Annotated in this window: 18 protein-coding genes; 8 read left to right on the forward strand and 10 right to left on the reverse strand. The window is 65.7% G+C overall.

From position 1 onward, the window contains the following. Positions 1–3: 3 nt before the first annotated feature. Positions 4–336 (forward strand): metal-sulfur cluster assembly factor, encoded by a 333-nt coding sequence (locus AC1MCD_RS09810; protein WP_309817448.1) that lies wholly within the window; start codon positions 4–6, stop codon positions 334–336. Between the two features lie 92 nt (positions 337–428). On the opposite strand, the gene ypfJ is transcribed toward AC1MCD_RS09810, so the two are convergent. Continuing rightward, the gene (gene ypfJ, locus AC1MCD_RS09815; RefSeq protein ID WP_498678033.1) at positions 429–1,310 is read right to left on the reverse strand and encodes a KPN_02809 family neutral zinc metallopeptidase; all 882 of its coding nucleotides are present in this window, start codon (positions 1,308–1,310) and stop codon (positions 429–431) included. Between the two features lie 59 nt (positions 1,311–1,369). Here ypfJ and AC1MCD_RS09820 point away from each other — a divergent pair, with 59 nt between their 5' ends. After that, complete coding sequence (locus tag AC1MCD_RS09820; protein ID WP_498678035.1) at positions 1,370–2,773, forward strand: class I adenylate-forming enzyme family protein; 1,404 nt, start codon at positions 1,370–1,372, stop codon at positions 2,771–2,773. Then, the gene (locus AC1MCD_RS09825; protein WP_498678036.1) at positions 2,763–3,947 is read left to right on the forward strand and encodes a thiolase family protein; all 1,185 of its coding nucleotides are present in this window, start codon (positions 2,763–2,765) and stop codon (positions 3,945–3,947) included. Before AC1MCD_RS09820 ends, AC1MCD_RS09825 begins: the two co-directional genes overlap by 11 nt. Before the next feature lie 102 nt (positions 3,948–4,049). On the opposite strand, the gene AC1MCD_RS09830 is transcribed toward AC1MCD_RS09825, so the two are convergent. Genes AC1MCD_RS09830 through AC1MCD_RS09840 form a run of 3 tightly spaced genes read right to left on the reverse strand, consistent with a single transcriptional unit; the run spans position 4,050 to position 6,022 of the window. Further along, entirely contained in the window at positions 4,050–4,673 is a 624-nt protein-coding gene (locus AC1MCD_RS09830; protein ID WP_498678038.1) for an energy-coupling factor transporter transmembrane component T family protein, read from the reverse strand. After that, on the reverse strand, positions 4,670–5,386 hold the full coding sequence (locus AC1MCD_RS09835) for an energy-coupling factor ABC transporter ATP-binding protein (protein ID WP_498678040.1): 717 nt from the start codon (positions 5,384–5,386) through the stop codon (positions 4,670–4,672). The genes AC1MCD_RS09830 and AC1MCD_RS09835 overlap by 4 nt, the downstream gene beginning before the upstream one ends. Before the next feature lie 6 nt (positions 5,387–5,392). Continuing rightward, complete coding sequence (locus tag AC1MCD_RS09840) at positions 5,393–6,022, reverse strand: biotin transporter BioY (RefSeq protein WP_498678043.1); 630 nt, start codon at positions 6,020–6,022, stop codon at positions 5,393–5,395. Positions 6,023–6,302: 280 nt separating this feature from the next. Between AC1MCD_RS09840 and AC1MCD_RS09845 the strand changes: the two genes are divergently transcribed. Next, complete coding sequence (locus AC1MCD_RS09845) at positions 6,303–7,901, forward strand: ABC-F family ATP-binding cassette domain-containing protein (RefSeq protein ID WP_498678044.1); 1,599 nt, start codon at positions 6,303–6,305, stop codon at positions 7,899–7,901. 2 nt (positions 7,902–7,903) lie between these two features. Here AC1MCD_RS09845 and map read toward each other — a convergent pair whose 3' ends face one another. The 5 genes from map to AC1MCD_RS09870 are packed head-to-tail and all read right to left on the reverse strand — an operon-like array spanning position 7,904 to position 10,816. Then, on the reverse strand, positions 7,904–8,689 hold the full coding sequence (gene map, locus AC1MCD_RS09850; protein WP_498678046.1) for a type I methionyl aminopeptidase: 786 nt from the start codon (positions 8,687–8,689) through the stop codon (positions 7,904–7,906). A 43-nt stretch (positions 8,690–8,732) separates the two neighbouring features. Then, complete coding sequence (locus AC1MCD_RS09855; protein ID WP_498678048.1) at positions 8,733–9,197, reverse strand: YbaK/EbsC family protein; 465 nt, start codon at positions 9,195–9,197, stop codon at positions 8,733–8,735. An 18-nt stretch (positions 9,198–9,215) separates the two neighbouring features. Next, positions 9,216–10,109 (reverse strand): SURF1 family cytochrome oxidase biogenesis protein, encoded by an 894-nt coding sequence (locus tag AC1MCD_RS09860; RefSeq protein WP_498678050.1) that lies wholly within the window; start codon positions 10,107–10,109, stop codon positions 9,216–9,218. Continuing rightward, positions 10,110–10,385 (reverse strand): hypothetical protein, encoded by a 276-nt coding sequence (locus tag AC1MCD_RS09865; protein WP_498678052.1) that lies wholly within the window; start codon positions 10,383–10,385, stop codon positions 10,110–10,112. Further along, entirely contained in the window at positions 10,382–10,816 is a 435-nt protein-coding gene (locus AC1MCD_RS09870) for a DUF3099 domain-containing protein (RefSeq protein WP_498678054.1), read from the reverse strand. The genes AC1MCD_RS09865 and AC1MCD_RS09870 overlap by 4 nt, the downstream gene beginning before the upstream one ends. Positions 10,817–10,981: 165 nt before the next feature. On the opposite strand from AC1MCD_RS09870, the gene AC1MCD_RS09875 reads away from it, so the two are divergent. Continuing rightward, entirely contained in the window at positions 10,982–11,704 is a 723-nt protein-coding gene (locus tag AC1MCD_RS09875) for a beta-ketoacyl-ACP reductase (RefSeq protein ID WP_498678057.1), read from the forward strand. Between the two features lie 139 nt (positions 11,705–11,843). Beyond that, positions 11,844–12,596, forward strand: coding sequence for an SDR family oxidoreductase (locus AC1MCD_RS09880; RefSeq protein WP_498678058.1), 753 nt, complete (start codon positions 11,844–11,846; stop codon positions 12,594–12,596). An 82-nt stretch (positions 12,597–12,678) separates the two neighbouring features. Here AC1MCD_RS09880 and serB read toward each other — a convergent pair whose 3' ends face one another. Continuing rightward, positions 12,679–13,572, reverse strand: a complete 894-nt coding sequence (gene serB, locus AC1MCD_RS09885) for a phosphoserine phosphatase SerB (RefSeq protein WP_498678060.1) — start codon at positions 13,570–13,572, stop codon at positions 12,679–12,681. 131 nt (positions 13,573–13,703) lie between these two features. On the opposite strand from serB, the gene AC1MCD_RS09890 reads away from it, so the two are divergent. Continuing rightward, entirely contained in the window at positions 13,704–14,489 is a 786-nt protein-coding gene (locus AC1MCD_RS09890; protein WP_498678062.1) for an ABC transporter ATP-binding protein, read from the forward strand. Between the two features lie 14 nt (positions 14,490–14,503). After that, entirely contained in the window at positions 14,504–15,289 is a 786-nt protein-coding gene (locus AC1MCD_RS09895) for a sulfite exporter TauE/SafE family protein (RefSeq protein WP_498678064.1), read from the forward strand. Positions 15,290–15,293 lie beyond the last annotated feature (4 nt).

Here is a 15,293-nt window from a genome sequence, read left to right on the forward strand (position 1 = left end):
GCCATGACCGAAATCAAAGCGGCCCAGACGGGCCTCGAGGATATCGAAGAGGCATTGAAGGACGTCATCGACCCCGAGCTCGGCGTGAACATCGTTGACCTGGGGCTGCTGTACGGCTTGAAGTACTCAGACGACGACGGCGCCCTGCTGATCGACATGACGCTCACCACGGCCGCCTGCCCGCTCACCGACGTGATCGAGGAGCAGGTGGGCAAGGCCCTGGACGGCGTTGTGGATGACTGGCGCCTGAACTGGGTGTGGATGCCGCCGTGGGGTCCGGAACGCATCACGGACGACGGCAAGGACCAGATGCGGGCCCTCGGCTTCAACATCTAATTCCCCTCCCTACCGCGGGAAAAACGTACGACGACGGCCGGTTACCTTCTGCGCGAAGGTGACCGGCCGTCGTCGTACCCCACCGGCCCCATCTAAAGGTTGGCAGCCGAGAACGTGTCGCACTGGTTGATGTCGCCGCTTTGGTAGCCGGTGTAGAACCATTTCTGCCGCTGTTCGCTGGAGCCGTGGGTCCAGGCTTCGGGCGAGACGCGACCGGTGGCCGCCTTCTGGATCCGGTCATCGCCTACTGCCGAGGCCGCTGACAGGGCGTCGTTCAGGTCCTGCTGGGTGATCGGTTCCAGGAACGGCTGCCCGTCCGGTCCTGGCTGGGTTGATGCGTGCCGCACCCAGAGGCCTGCGTAGCAGTCAGCCTGCAGCTCAGACCGGACCGCGCCTGACTCCGGCCCTTGCGGATCCTGCTGGGCACGGTCCAGGTAGCCCAAGGTGTTCTGGACATGGTGGCCGAACTCGTGCGCCACCACGTACTCCTGGGCCAGGGGTCCGCCGGAGGAGCCGAACCGGTCCACCAGTTCCTGGAAGAAGCCGGGGTCGAAGTAGGCCGTAGTGTCAGTGGGGCAGTAGAACGGGCCCACCGCACTGGAGGCGGTGCCACAACCGGTACTGACGCCGTTGTCGAAAATGATCGTCTTAGGCTGGGGGTACTGCACCCCGTAGTCCTTCAGGTATGCCGGCCAGAAGGCGTTCAAGCTGTTGACCGTTCCAGTGATCCGGCAGTCCAGCCGTGCATCGGCGTCGGCGCCTGTTTTGCACGCCGGTGCCGTGCCCTGGCTCTGGTCAGGGGTACCTGCGCCGCCGGTAAGGCCCTCCAGCAGGGCGGGGTTCACGCCGAGCAGGGCTGCGATGAGCAGGATGAGCCCGCCCCCGATGCCGCCGCCGACTTTGACGCCGCGGCCCATGCCGCGACGGTCCTGCACCTGCGATGGGTCCAGTTGGACGTTGTCATTGAAGCTCATGAAGTCACAATAGCGCTTGCCGGAGCAGCTGAAGCGGGTCCCACCGGTAAAGTTGAGAGATGCCTTTTCTCGACAACATCCAGCGCTGGGCCGACGAGCGCCCCCATGACACCGCGGTCGTGGTTGCGGGCCGCCGCATGCGCTGGGCCGAGCTTCGCGATGCCGCCACAGTGGCCATCCCCGGCACAACAGCTGTCACCGTCCTGGCGGAAGCCAACTCGGTGGGCTTTGCTGTGCGGTTCGCGGCGGCGCTGGCCGGGGAGCGTCAGTGCGCCGTCCTGGACCCGGCCTGGCCGGAGGGACTGCGCCGGGAGATCAGGGAACGGCTCAAGGCGGCAGCCCGGGCCGGCGCGGTCTCCCCGGCGGATGCGCTGGCTGACGGGCAGCCGGAATCGACCTTCCTGATCGGCCTCACCTCAGGCACCACGTCTGTGCCCAAGGCCTTCACCAGGTCGCGGCAGTCCTGGCGCGAATCCTTTGAGGCCTCCATCGAGTTCTTTGGCCTGCGTCAGGACGACGTGACGCTGGCACCTGGACCCCTCGCAGCGAGCCTTAACCTTTATGCCCTGGCCGAGTGCCTGTATGCAGGCTCGGAGTTCCAGACGCTGGAGGGTTTCGACGTCGGTGATGTCCACGCGGCCATCACGCACGACGGCGTCACCCGCCTGGTGCTTGTGCCCACCATGTTGCGGTTGCTCAGTGAGCGCGGCCTCGCCGGCGGTGTGGACGCCGCCGGATTGCGGGCCATCATCTGCGCCGGCTCAAAGCTTGATGCACGCACGCTCGAAGCCGCGCGGCGCTGGGCACCCAACGCCACCATTTATGAGTACTACGGTGCGTCGGAGTTGAGCTTTGTGTCCGGTATGGGGTTGCCCGCCGGGAAGCTCGACGCCGGCGGCACCGGAATCGGCCGCGCGTTCCCCGGGGTGGAGGTCCGGATCCTCGACGACGGCGGTTCCAACCTGCCGGATGGCGAGATCGGCAACATCTGCGTGCGCAGCGGCATGGTGAGCAACGGCTACCTGTGGGGTGACGACGGCCAGGCCCTCCGTTCCTTCGGCGGGCTGCTCACCGTGGGGGACCAAGGGTATCTCTCCGACGGTGAGCTGCACATCCTCGGCCGGCGCGCGGACATGATCCTCACCTCAGGGAAGAATGTTTACCCGCACGAGGTGGAGCTCGCGCTGGCGTGCGTCCCCGGAGTGGCGGCGGCGATTGCCGCCGGGATGCCTGACGACATCCGCGGCCAGCGCGTGGTGGCCGGCGTGGTTCCGGCCCATGGCGGCATCAGCGCGACGCAGCTGAAGGCCGGCGTCGAAAACATCCTGTCGCGCGACAAACGCCCGGTGCAGTACTTCTCCCTGACTGAGCTGCCCACCACTGACCGCGGCAAAATCAGCCGAAATATCCTGCTTGAATGGATCGGATCCCGCGACCCCAGGGTGCGTCAACTTGACCGCTGACGTGCTGCCGGCAGACCGGCAACCGGTGATCATCGCGGCCCGGCGCACACCGGTCTGCCGGGCCAGCGGGTCACTCAAGGACCTCCGGGCGCACCAACTGCTGGCGCCTGTGCTGGCACAGCTCCTGACCGAGAGCCGTATTTCCCCGGACGCCGTAGCCGATGTGGTGATCGGCAACGCTGTGGGCGGCGGCGGCAACGTGGCCAGGCTGGCCCTGCTGGAAGCCGGACTTCCCGTCACCGTCCCCGGCTTGACCGTGGACCGGCAGTGCGGCTCGGGACTGGATGCGATTGCGCTCGGGGCCCGGCTGGTGGCCGCGGGCGGAAGCCCTGTGTACCTCGCCGGGGGAGTCGAAAGCATCAGCACCGCACCCTTGCGGGCACACCGGAACGACGACGGCGAACCTGACTTTTTCGCGCGGGCCCAGTTTGTGCCGCACAGCTTCGGCGATCCGGACATGGGGGTGGCTGCGGAGAACGTGGCTGCCCGCTTCGCAGTCAGTCGGCAGCGGCAGGATGCGTTGGCCTTGCGAAGCCATCAGCGTGCCCTGGCGGCGGCCGCGGCGGGGCACTTCAGCGGCGAGATCACGGGGCTGGATACCCCGGCGGGAACCGTCAGCACGGATGACGGGCCGCGGCGCGGACTCAATGCGGCAGTCCTGGCGCGGTTCCCCGCTGCCTTCGTGGACGGCGGAACTGTCACCGCCGGGAACTCATGCTTCGACGCGGACGCCGCCTCCGCCGTCCTCATCACGTCGCTGCAGGCGGCGCGGGAACTCGGTGCGGCCGACGGACTGCTGGTGCTGGCTACGGATACGGCAGGCGTTGACCCGGAGCTCCTTGGCATCGGTGCTGCGGTTGCTGCCAAGCGCCTGCTGGCGGCCCGGGGAATTTCTGCGGACAGCGTGGATCTGGTGGAGTTCAACGAAGCCTTCGCTTCGCAGGCCCTGGCTTGCCTGGACCAGCTGGGCATCGATCCGGAACGGGTGAACCTCGACGGCGGTGCGCTGGCGCTGGGTCACGCCTATGGAGCTTCGGGAGCAGTGCTGGTGACCCGGCTGCTGGCCCAGTCCCGGCGCGCCGGCAACCATGGTTCCCTTGCGCTGGCCCTCATCAGTATCGCGGGCGGCATGGGGACAGCTGCGCTGCTGCGCTACGAGGCCATCACCAGCTAAGCCCTGCCCGCATTCGAATACAACGGGCGGCTCGAGGGGTGACGTGTCAGCGCTCAGGAGCCGCCATAGCGCCTGGACCTCCCCGCTCGATGGTGGGAACCGTCAGTCCTCTGCCTCGCCGAGCCCCCGGGCCGCCAATGCCTCGCCGGTCTGGCGCGCGTACGCCACCGTAGTGATGAAGACAGGCAGCACCAGCGCCCGCGGATTTCGCTCGAGCCCGCGGGCCCGGGCAGAATCCCTGACGTCCGCAAACGCGCCGGCAACGTACGGGATGCTCCGCAGCATGACTCCGATGGTCAGGGCGAAGCGCTCGGGATCGGCACCGAAGCGCCGGAAGGGCATCGCCAGGGATACGACGCCGTCGAGGAGCCGCTGCATGGGGGTGGTGGCCGTCAACAGGGATGCCGCCACCACACATACGAGGATGTTCAGGACAATGCGGGCTGCGGTGGGTCCGCCGAGCTGCCACCACTGGAACAGGCCGATGACCAGCAGAACAACCAGCAGGGGCCGGACGGCAGCCAGGAGCCGGCGCGGCCCGGCCCCCGTCAGCAGGAACAGGCCGCTCATCACGGCGAGGACCGCGGCGGACACCAGCCAGTCCAGCACCAGGAACGATGCCAGGCCGCAGCCCACCACCAGCAAGAACTTCAGCGCCAGCGGCGCCCGGTGGATGACTGAATCGCCGGGGACGTAGTTGGCGAGCAGGAAACCGTGCCCTCTCACGGCGCGGCCAGCCCGGTGGCGCACAGCGCCCGGTACGTTTCGACGGCAGCCGCCGGGCCGCCGTCGAACACCACACGCCCTGTTTCAACCACCAGCACACGGTCCATTTCCAGCGCCAGGTCCAGGTCGTGGGTGGACATGATGATCTGCTGCTCGAGGCCGGACAGCGTGCGGCGGAGCAGTTCCCGGTTCCGAAGGTCCAGCAGGGTGGACGGCTCATCGAGCACCAGCACCGACGGGTCCACGGCAAGGACGGCCGCCAGTGCCATGAGCTGGCGTTCGCCGCCGGAGAGTTCGTAGATGCTCTGCTCCGCGAGGCCCAGCAGCCCGAACCGGTCCAGGGCTGCCTCGGCCAGGCTCCGGCGTTCCGGGCCGTTCCGGACCGAACGCCGCAACGACAGTTCAACATCCTCGCGCCCCGTGGGCATGACCAGCTGCGAGAGCGGATCGGTAAAGACGAACCCCACCTGCCGGCGGACGGCCCGCACTGCCCGGACGGTATCAGCGCCGTCCACCGTCACAGTGCCCGACGTCGGCTGGACCAGACCGTTGACCAGCCGCAGCAGCGTGGACTTGCCGGAGCCGTTGGCCCCGATCACGCCGATGCGCAGTTCTGTCAGCTCCAGGCTGACGTTGGCCAGCAGTGTTTTGGGCTCCGGCCGGTTGTCGAGGGCCACCGCCACGGACGTCTGCAGGAAGGAGATCGTTGCCATGGCTTCCTAGGCGCTGATGCGCTTGACCCGGCGGACCAGCAGGTCGGGAAAAGCGCGGTGCAGGGCAACGGCGATCACCGCGGCGACGGTGTTCTTGATGATGTCGCCTGGGTAGAAGACCAGATCGGCCAGGAAGGCGTCGCCGATGGTTGCCTTGGAATTGATTGCCATCCCCAGGACGCCGAGGGTGTGGACCAGGGAGATACTGGTCACGGTTGCCGCGAGGAAGAACCACAGTGCGCGTGCCCGTGATGTGCGCCGGATGACGATAGTGGCAAGCCAGCCCACCAGGGCTGCAGCCAGGGGGAAAGCGATGATGTAGCCCGCCGAAGGGCCGGCCAGGATGCCGAGCCCGCTGCGGCCCTGGCTGAAGATCGGCAGGCCTGCAAGACCAAGCAGAGTGTAAAGGCCGACAGCGGCGAAGCCGCGTGCGGGGCCAAGCATCAGCCCGGTGAGCATCACGGCGAGGGTCTGGAACGTGATGGGAACGCCGAAAACATTGGCCGAAATGCCTGGAACCAGCGCGGCACCGGCAACGAGGGCAGCAAAGACGGCGATCAGGCCGAGGTCGGTGGCGTCCCAGCGGCTGCGTGCGGGGGAGGCGGGGCCGGTGACGGCAGTGTCAGTCTGGCTCATGGGTAGTCCTGTCGTGGTTGTACAAGCGAAGCATGGGGTGATCCTGACGTTACCGGCCGCCGTCGGGCCTTATTTTGTAGGGGATCTACTAAGCCGGTGCCGGGAGTCTGAAGGCAGGGTACAAAGGACGCAGTGGCCGCGTTGCCGTGCCCGCGGTTACGGGCAGAAGCTGGGGCCGGTAGACTTGGACAGGCCGTTCTGTCCGGCCATTCTGCCCGGCTGCTCCAGACACCATCCGTAGAGCTGCGGCGTTTCCCTGTTGTGAAAGGCCTTACCTGCTGTGATTACTGTCCAGGATCTTGAACTGCGCGCCGGCGCCCGGCTCCTCATGGACCAGGTGAGCTTCCGCATCGACAAGGGCGACAAGATCGGCCTCGTGGGCCGAAACGGAGCAGGCAAGACCACCCTCACACGCGTCCTCGCCGGCGAAGGACTCCCGGCGGGTGGCAAGGTGACCCGCACCGGCGAGATCGGGTACCTCCCGCAGGATCCGCGCACCCCGGACATGGAACAGCTCGCCCGCGACCGCATCCTGGCAGCCAGGGGCCTGGACGTAGCTGTCGGCAAGCTCCGGAAGGCGCACGACGAGATGGCCAGCGAAGACGCTGACGTCCAGCGCAAGGCTATGAACCGCTATGACCGGCTGGAATCTGAATTCCTCGCGGCCGGCGGCTACGCGGCCGAGGCTGAAGCAGCTGCAATTTGCTCCAACCTGGCCCTGCCGGACCGCATCCTCAACCAGCCGCTGAAGACCCTCTCCGGTGGTCAGCGCCGGCGTGTCGAACTGGCGCGGATCCTCTACTCGGACGCCGAGACCATGCTCCTCGATGAGCCCACCAACCACCTTGATGCGGACTCCATCGCGTGGTTGCGCGAGTTCCTCAAGAACCACCAGGGCGGCCTGATCGTGATCAGCCACGACACCGAACTGCTGGAAGCCACGGTTAACAAGGTGTTCCTGCTGGACGCCAACCGTGCGCAGATCGACTTCTACAACATGGACTGGAAGCGCTACCTCACCCAGCGCGAAACCGACGAGCGCGCCCGGAAGCGTGAACGCGCCAACGCGGAGAAGAAGGCACAGGTCCTCTTCGACCAGGCCAACAAGATGCGCGCGAAGGCTACCAAGGCTGTCGCAGCGCAGAACATGGCCAAGCGGGCGGAGCGCCTGCTCAGCGGCCTGGAAGCAGTCCGGGAGAACGACCGCGTTGCCGCCCTGCGGTTCCCGGATCCGTCCCCCTGCGGCAAGACCCCGCTTACTGCGGAAGGCCTCAGCAAGTCCTACGGTTCGCTGGAGATCTTCACGGATGTGGACCTCGCGATTGACCGCGGCTCCAAGGTTGTCATCCTGGGCCTCAACGGTGCCGGCAAAACCACGCTTCTGAGGATGCTCGCCGGCGTTGACAAGCCCGACACCGGTGAAGTTGTGGCCGGCCATGGCCTGAAGGTTGGCTACTACGCCCAGGAGCACGACACCCTGGACGTGAACCGGACGGTGCTGGAGAACATGCGCTCCTCCGCCCCGGACATGAAGGACGCCGAAGTCCGCGGCATCCTTGGCTCATTCCTGTTCTCCGGCGATGACGTTGAGAAGCCCGCCGGCGTTCTTTCCGGTGGTGAGAAGACCCGCCTGGCCCTTGCCACCATCGTGGCTTCCAGCGCCAACGTTCTCCTGCTCGACGAGCCCACTAACAACCTGGACCCGGCCAGCCGCGCCGAAATCCTCGGCGCGCTCCGCAACTACAGCGGCGCCGTCGTCCTGGTCAGCCACGATGAAGGGGCCGTCGAAGCCCTCAACCCTGAGCGCGTTGTCCTGCTCCCGGACGGCGTCGAGGACCACTGGAACGAAGACTATCTGGACCTGATCACACTGGCCTAGCCCTAGGCCTGGGCCTCGGCGCTGGGCAGTGTAAGGATCTCTGCGCCGTCGTCTGTGATGGCAATGGTGTGCTCCGTGTGTGCCGTCAGGCAGCCTGTGGCGCTTCGGAGCGTCCACCCGTCTGCGTCGGTGACGAGTTCGGCGGTGTCTGCCATGACCCAGGGTTCAAGGGCGAGGAGCAGCCCGGGGCGTAGTTTGAATCCGCGGCCCGGCCGTCCGGTGTTTGGCACGTGCGGGTCCTGGTGCATCGTTGACCCGATGCCATGGCCTCCGAATTGGGTGTTGATGGGGTATCCGGCTTCGCTGAGGACCTCCCCGATTGCATGGGAGATATCGCCGACGCGGGCACCGGGCCCGGCAGCGGCTATTCCTGCGCTCAGTGCGCGCTCGGTCGCGCTGATCATCGCCACGCTCTCGGCGGGCTTTGAGTCGCCCACAATGAAGCTGATGGCAGCGTCCGCCGCAATCCCGGCTTTGGAGACAGCAAGGTCCAGAGTCAGCAGATCGCCGTCGGCCAGCGAGTAGTTGTGTGGCAGCCCGTGAAGTACGGCGTCGTTCACGCCCGTGCAGATGTAATGTCCGAACGGTCCGCGTCCGAAGGACGGCGCGTAATCGACGTAACACGAGACAGCGCCGGCCTGGAGGATCATCTCCTTGGCCCACCGGTCGATGTCCAGGAGGTTGGTGCCCACCGTGGCACGGCCCTTCAGCGCTTGCAGGATGTCGGCGACCAGCGTCCCCGTCTGTTGTGCCCGGCTGACCTCTGTGGGGTTCAGTATCTCGATCATGTGGCGCCTTCCTCTAGCCAACGGCAGATACGCTGCAATATACCTACCGCACCTTGAGTTCCTGGGCTGCAGTGATGATTTTTAGCTCCTCGTAGGTGATGCTGAACATCGAATTGTGGTCACCTGCTCCTGCCCAGAGGACGGGATGCGCGGCCAGGGATTCGTCCAGGAGGGTTTTGATCTTGGCGGGGTGGCCGATTGGAGCCACTCCGCCCACCTCCTGCCCGGTGTGTTCGAGGACGAACGCCGGGGAGGCGCGGCGAATCTTTCCTTGTCCCAAACGGTTGGCTACCAGCGCGGTGTCCACCCTGGCCGCGCCGCTGGCCAGAATCAGGAGCGGGGCGCCGTCGAGCGTGAATACCAGGCTGTTGGTGATCGCCGCGACGTCGCACCCCAAAACGGCGGCCGCGGCAGCCGCGGTTGGGACCTTCGTACCGAAGACCCGAACCGTGTCCCGGAGGCCGGATGTGATCAGTGCCTTCTTGACGTTGGCCACGGGCGCGGGCACTTTCCGGGGCTCCACGTTTCAGTACCCCTGCGCGTCCAGGAGGGCGTCTTCCTCTTCCTCGGATGTGGCGTGTTTGCGTTTACGGGCGGCCGGCGCACGACGGCGGGCTGCCGCGGCAGCGGAGTGGACCGGGCTGCCCGAATCGCGTGACCCGTCCTCAGCGTCGTCCTCATCTTCGGCGTCGATGGCGGCGTTGCGGGCCTGCTGCCGGGCCGCGTAGCCGAAACCAACAAACATCAGCACCCCGAACGCGAACCATTGCAGCGAATAGGACAGGTGCGTACCCTCCTCCGTGGCCGGCTTCGGGAACGGGAACGGCACCTCGGCCGGGGCCGGCGATTCAGACGCCAGCTGGCCGTAGGCGCCGGTCAGCAGGGGGTAGGGCAGCTGGTCGGCATAGGTGGGCAGGTCGATGGAGGCCAGCTGGCCGTCGGGCGCGCCGCGGTCCAGCTTCGGCTCGCTATGTTTGAGCCGGACAATCGCTGTCACGGTGCCCGATGGGGGCGATGGGATGGAATCCGGGCTTCCCGGGTTCTTGTTGCCGATGGGTAGCCAGCCGCGGTCAATCACCACGGTCTGGCCGGACTCGAGCTTGAACGGGACAACCACCTCGTACCCGGGCTGCCCGTTCAGTGGTCGGTTGCGGACAATCCGCTGGCCGTCGACGTCGTAGGTGCCCTGCAGTTCCACCTGCGTCCATTCCTTGGCGGGGTCCAGTTCAGAAAATTCTTCTTTGGCCTGGTCGAAGGATATGGGCGTGGCCGAATAATTGGTGAGGACGCGGTTGATCTCAGCGAGGGTCTCGGCGCGGCGGTCCATCTGCCACCTGCCCAGGAACACGCAGGCGGCGGCGAAGATGGCGGCCAGCAGGAGGTAACCCATCCACTTGCTGGAAAAGAGAAAGCGGTACATTCAGCCGTCCTGCCCCACCGGCGCCTGGCCGGACTCGTGCCCCGAAACCAGGACGACCGTTTCCTTCCACAGGCCACGGACCTGCAGGTAGTCCTCCAGCCAGTCGCGGTGCTCCGCGCAGGCCAGCCAGATTTTGCGGCGCTCCGGGGTGTGGATCTTGGGATTGTTCCACAGCAGCTGCCAGGAAGCTTCCGAGCGGCAAGCCTTCCGGGAGCACATGGCAGCCGTGGCCGGCGGGGGACCGGCGGTCCCTGCGGCCAGGTCGAAAATGTTCATGAAGCGCGTCGTTCCTGTCCATGCGTTGGTTCGTCGTCGTCCTCAATAAGTTCGCCCTTGAGCACAGCTGACGGGTCTTCTTCCTGGTCCGGCTGCCAACCAGGGCTTTCCAACTCAGCAAGGGGAGCGTAGTCGAGAAGCGAGTCGCTGTGGACTTCTGCTTTGTCGCTGCCATTGGCGATGACCACCGCAATCCAAGGGAGGAATACCGCGCCGGCCACCATGAGGAGCTTGAACCACCCGTCCACCACGAAAATGAGGATGAGGCAGACCATGCGGATACCCATGGCCAGCGCATACTTCATCATGCGCCGGTGCATGTCCTCGGAGTGGGCTGTGGCGGCGTCCGTAATGCTGTGGACTCCAGTATCGCCGGAGAACCGTGGGGGGTTTCCGGGCACGAACTGTCCAGCATTGTTTTCAGGGGTCACGGCTGTTTGATCACGCTCCAAAGGCTTGCCTCCATTCTCCCACTATCGGCAGAAGCACCCAAACCTATCCGTAGAAGGACCCCAACGGAGGCTAAGATCGGAGGCAGTAAAAATCCCACCCGTTTCTACAGCGGTGCTTCCTGCCGCAGAATCCCGGAGCGTCCTATGTCTGAAGCCACCACCCCCCGCAGCGTCCTGATCACCGGAGGCAACCGCGGCATCGGGCTGGCCATAGCCGAAGCCTTCCTGGCCAACGGCGACAAGGTGGCTGTGACTTACCGGAGCGAGTCCAAGCTGCCGGCAGGAATCCTGGGCGTCAAGGCCGATGTCACTGATGAAGCATCCGTGGACGCGGCCTTCACAGAGGTGGAAGCAGCCCACGGGCCGGTGGAGGTGCTGGTGGCGAACGCCGGGATTACCAAGGACACCCTTCTGCTGCGCATGAGCGAGGACGACTTCACCTCCGTGATTGACACCAACCTCACAGGTGCTTTCCGCGTAATCAAGCGGGCGTCAAAGGGCATGATCCGGATGCGGAAAGGCCGCGTGGTCCTGATTTCCTCCGTGTCCGGGCTGTATGGTGCCCCCGGCCAGATCAACTACTCCGCGTCCAAGGCCGGGCTCGTGGGCGTGGCCCGCTCGCTGACCCGGGAACTTGGCTCCCGCGGCATCACCGCAAATGTTGTGGCGCCCGGCTTCATCAACACGGATATGACGGCCGAGCTTCCGGAAGCAACCCAGAAGGATTACCTCTCCAGCATCCCGGCCGGCCGGTTCGCCGAAGCTTCCGAGGTGGCGAATGTGGTCCGTTGGGTTGCCAGCGACGAAGCTGCCTACATCTCCGGTGCCGTCATTCCGGTCGACGGCGGCCTCGGAATGGGTCACTAACCGGGCCAACAGGACGCCCGTGCTGAACTAGCCGGACGGTGCATCTTTGTTGGGGTCGCACAAGGGAACTCGGGGCCGGCGCTGGCATGATGGACTGCAGACCCCAAGCGATTTAGACGTATCGAACAAAGGAGCCCTTGTGGGACTGCTGGACAACAAGACAGCCATCGTGACCGGATCCTCCCGCGGGATCGGCGCCGAAGTGGCGAAGATCCTGGCCGGCGAGGGTGCCGCCATCGTCGTTAACTACCGCCAGAAAGCGCCGCGCGCCAACAAGGTGGTGGCGGGCATTGAGGCCGCCGGCGGCCGTGCCACTGCCGTCGGAGCAGACCTCACCACGCTCGAGGGTGTTCAGGCTCTGGCCAGTGCGGCCATGGAGAACTTCGGCTCGCTGGATGTGCTGGTGCTTAACGCGTCAGGCGGCATGGAATCCGGCATGGCGGATGACTACGCGCTGAAGCTGAACCGCGACGCGCAGGTGAACATGCTCAACGCTGCCGTGCCGCTGATGAAGGAAGGGTCCCGGGTGGTCTTCGTGACCAGCCACCAAGCCCACTTCATCAACACGGTGCCCACCATGCCCGACTACGAGCCCGTCGCCCGCAGCAAGCGTGCCGGCGAGGACGCCCTGCGCGAACTCATCCCCAACCTGGCGGACAAGGGCATCTCGCTGGTGGTTGTTTCCGGCGACATGATCGAGGGCACCGTCACCGCCACGCTGCTCGACCGGTCCACCCCGGGCGCCATCGAAGCCCGCCGCGCCGAGGCCGGCAAGCTCTACTCCGTGGAGGAGTTCGCTGAGGTGGTGGCCGGGATGGCCACCGCCGACGTCGAGTCCGGACACACGGAGTACGCAGGCGGCGCGGACTACTTCGGCAAGAGCGCCAAGTAACGCAAGGGCAAGTAACGCGAGAGGGCAGTTCGCGGCAGTGTTCCCGGGGAACATTGCCGCGAACTGCCCTTTCGTTTGAGTTTCAGACGCCGGCGATGTGCCGGACTGCGTCCAGGTAAGGCATGTTGATGGCGGAGTCCGCCACGGCCCGGACAGCCGGTTTGGCGTTGAACGCTACCCCGATGCCGGCGGCTCCGAGCATGTCGAGATCATTGGCGCCGTCGCCCACAGCAATGGTGTGCTCCATGGCAATTCCTTCGGCTGCGGCCCATTCGCGCAGGTACTTCTCCTTGGCTGCCCGGTCGATCACCGCCCCGAGCACCTTGCCGGTCAGGGCGCCGTCGACGATTTCGAGCTCGTTGGCGATCCAGTAGTCGAGGCCGAGCTCCTCGGCGATGGGACCCAGGATCTGGTTGAAACCGCCGGAAACCACCGCCACCACGTGGCCTGCGGCCTTGAATGCGGCCACGAGATCGGCGGCACCCTCACTCAGTTTCACTTCGGCCCGGACGGACTCGACGACGGCGGCAGGCAGCCCCGCAAGCACCGCCACCCGCGCGTGGAGGCTCTGCGCGAAGTCCAGTTCCCCGCGCATGGCGGCTTCAGTGACGGCAGCCACTTCCTCGCGTTTGCCTGCGTAGGCGGCCAGAAGTTCAATGACTTCCTGCTGGATCAGTGTTGAGTCCACGTCCATGATCAGGAACTTCCGTGGAGCTTCGCGCAGTCCGGCGGGAACGATGGCCGTGTCCAGCCCGGCAAGGGTGGACTCCGCGACGGCGTGGCGGAGGGCGGTGACGCCGGCTGCGGTGCCGTCGGCGACTGCCAGCCCGGCCGTGTGGACCTCAAACCGGGTGTCCCCGCTCCGTGATTCCGACTCGATGGTGGCACCGTTCGCGGCCCACAGGGAACGAAGCCGCAGCAGCCCGGAGTCGGTCAGTTTCGGGCCATAGCTGACCGCAGTTACGTTCGGAGTCATGACTGCAATCTTAGCCAGCGCGGCACGGCGGCCCGAATTCATTGCGCTGCGCACCACTTGCGGATACACGCGGGATGACCGGGATGGTTCCGGTTATCAGTCGGTCCCTCTTTTGTCCTAGTGTCTACACCATGAGTGATGTTCTTGAAATGGCTTCCGTCAGCGTAGTCCGAGGCAAAAAGACCCTGTTGGACAAGGTGGACTGGCAAGTCAATGAAGGGGAACGCTGGGTCATTCTGGGACCCAATGGCGCCGGCAAGACCACTCTCCTGCAGGTCGCGGCAGCACGTCTTCACCCCAGCAGCGGCACGGCAGGGATTCTGGACGAAACCATGGGCCGGGTGGACGTGTTCGAACTCCGTCCCCGGATTGGACTCTCTTCAGCGGCACTGGCCAGCCAGATTCCGGAGTCCGAGAATGTCCTGAACGTTGTTGTCACCGCAGCCTACGGCGTTACCGGCCGCTGGCGCGAGGGGTACGAGCGGCCGGACGAACGGCGTGCTTTTCGCCTGCTGAATGACTGGGGCATGGGCCCGCTGCTGAACCGGACCTTTGCCACGCTTTCCGAGGGGGAACGCAAACGGGTCCAGATCGCCCGAGCCCTTATGACGGACCCCGAATTGCTCCTTCTTGATGAGCCTGCTGCCGGACTGGATCTCGGCGGCCGCGAGGAACTGGTCCATAAGCTTGGCGAACTCGCCAGCGATGAAGGGTCCCCGGCCATGGTCCTGGTGACGCACCACCTTGAGGAGGTTCCGCCCGGTTTCACGCATGCCATGCTGCTGCGTGACGGCGGTGTTGTCGCTGCGGGCCCCATCAAGGATGTGCTCACTGACGAGCACCTCAGCAACACTTTCGGGCTGTCCCTGGACGTCACCGAAAACGCCGGCCGGTACACGGCCACTGCACGCCGCTAGGGCGCTCCGTTCAGGTGGAGCTTCTCAGCAGCATCCTTGTGTTTTTTGCCGGCCTGTGGGCAGGCACCATCAACGCCGTTGTCGGTTCCGGCACCCTCGTCACCTTTCCTGTCCTCATCGCCCTGGGCATTACGCCGGTGACAGCCTCCATCAGTAACGCCATGGGGCTGGTGGCCGGTAACGCGGCCGGTGCATGGGGATACCGGAAGGAACTCAAGGGCCGGGGCCCGCAGCTGATGAGGCTCCTGCCGGCTTCGCTGCTCGGCGGTATCAGCGGCGCCTGGCTGCTGCTGCACCTGCCGGAAAAGGTGTTTTTTATTGCCGCTCCGGTTCTGATTGTTCTGGCCCTGCTGATGGTGGTCTTCCAGCCCCGGCTCCAGCAGTGGGTGCGGGCCCGGGAGGAAAACCCCGAGCACGCCCTCAAGGACAAGAACCACGGCGTGCTGTTGATCGTGCTGGTGTACCTGGCCGGAGTCTACGGCGGCTACTTCGTAGCGGCACAGGGCATTCTGCTGGTGGGCATCCTGGGCGTATTTATGGCGGGAACCATCCAGAACGCCAACGCCATGAAGAACATCCTGGTCCTGGGCGTAAACATTGTGGCCGCGGCCTCCTACCTGCTGTTCGCGTTCGGACGCATCAACTGGCCGGTGGTGGCCATCATCGCGGTCAGCTCGCTGATCGGCGGCCTCATCGGTTCCAAGGTGGGCCGCCGGCTGTCCCCGCCGGTACTTCGCGGCGTGATCTTCGCGCTCGGCCTGGTGGCGCTGGGCTTTATGATCGCCAATCTGCTGAAATAATCAG

This window comes from Arthrobacter sp. BF1 (genome assembly GCF_056680215.1).

What these genes read in the sequence shown, in the direction of transcription:
- AC1MCD_RS09810 (WP_309817448.1), top strand. Translation starts at nt 4, where the DNA reads ATGACCGAAATCAAAGCGGCCCAGACGGGCCTCGAGGATATCGAAGAG.
- ypfJ (WP_498678033.1), bottom strand. Translation starts at nt 1,310, where the DNA reads ATGAGCTTCAATGACAACGTCCAACTGGACCCATCGCAGGTGCAGGAC.
- AC1MCD_RS09820 (WP_498678035.1), top strand. Translation starts at nt 1,370, where the DNA reads ATGCCTTTTCTCGACAACATCCAGCGCTGGGCCGACGAGCGCCCCCAT.
- AC1MCD_RS09835 (WP_498678040.1), bottom strand. Translation starts at nt 5,386, where the DNA reads ATGGCAACGATCTCCTTCCTGCAGACGTCCGTGGCGGTGGCCCTCGAC.
- AC1MCD_RS09840 (WP_498678043.1), bottom strand. Translation starts at nt 6,022, where the DNA reads ATGAGCCAGACTGACACTGCCGTCACCGGCCCCGCCTCCCCCGCACGC.
- map (WP_498678046.1), bottom strand. Translation starts at nt 8,689, where the DNA reads ATGATCGAGATACTGAACCCCACAGAGGTCAGCCGGGCACAACAGACG.
- AC1MCD_RS09860 (WP_498678050.1), bottom strand. Translation starts at nt 10,109, where the DNA reads ATGTACCGCTTTCTCTTTTCCAGCAAGTGGATGGGTTACCTCCTGCTG.
- AC1MCD_RS09865 (WP_498678052.1), bottom strand. Translation starts at nt 10,385, where the DNA reads ATGAACATTTTCGACCTGGCCGCAGGGACCGCCGGTCCCCCGCCGGCC.
- AC1MCD_RS09875 (WP_498678057.1), top strand. Translation starts at nt 10,982, where the DNA reads ATGTCTGAAGCCACCACCCCCCGCAGCGTCCTGATCACCGGAGGCAAC.
- serB (WP_498678060.1), bottom strand. Translation starts at nt 13,572, where the DNA reads ATGACTCCGAACGTAACTGCGGTCAGCTATGGCCCGAAACTGACCGAC.
- AC1MCD_RS09890 (WP_498678062.1), top strand. Translation starts at nt 13,704, where the DNA reads ATGAGTGATGTTCTTGAAATGGCTTCCGTCAGCGTAGTCCGAGGCAAA.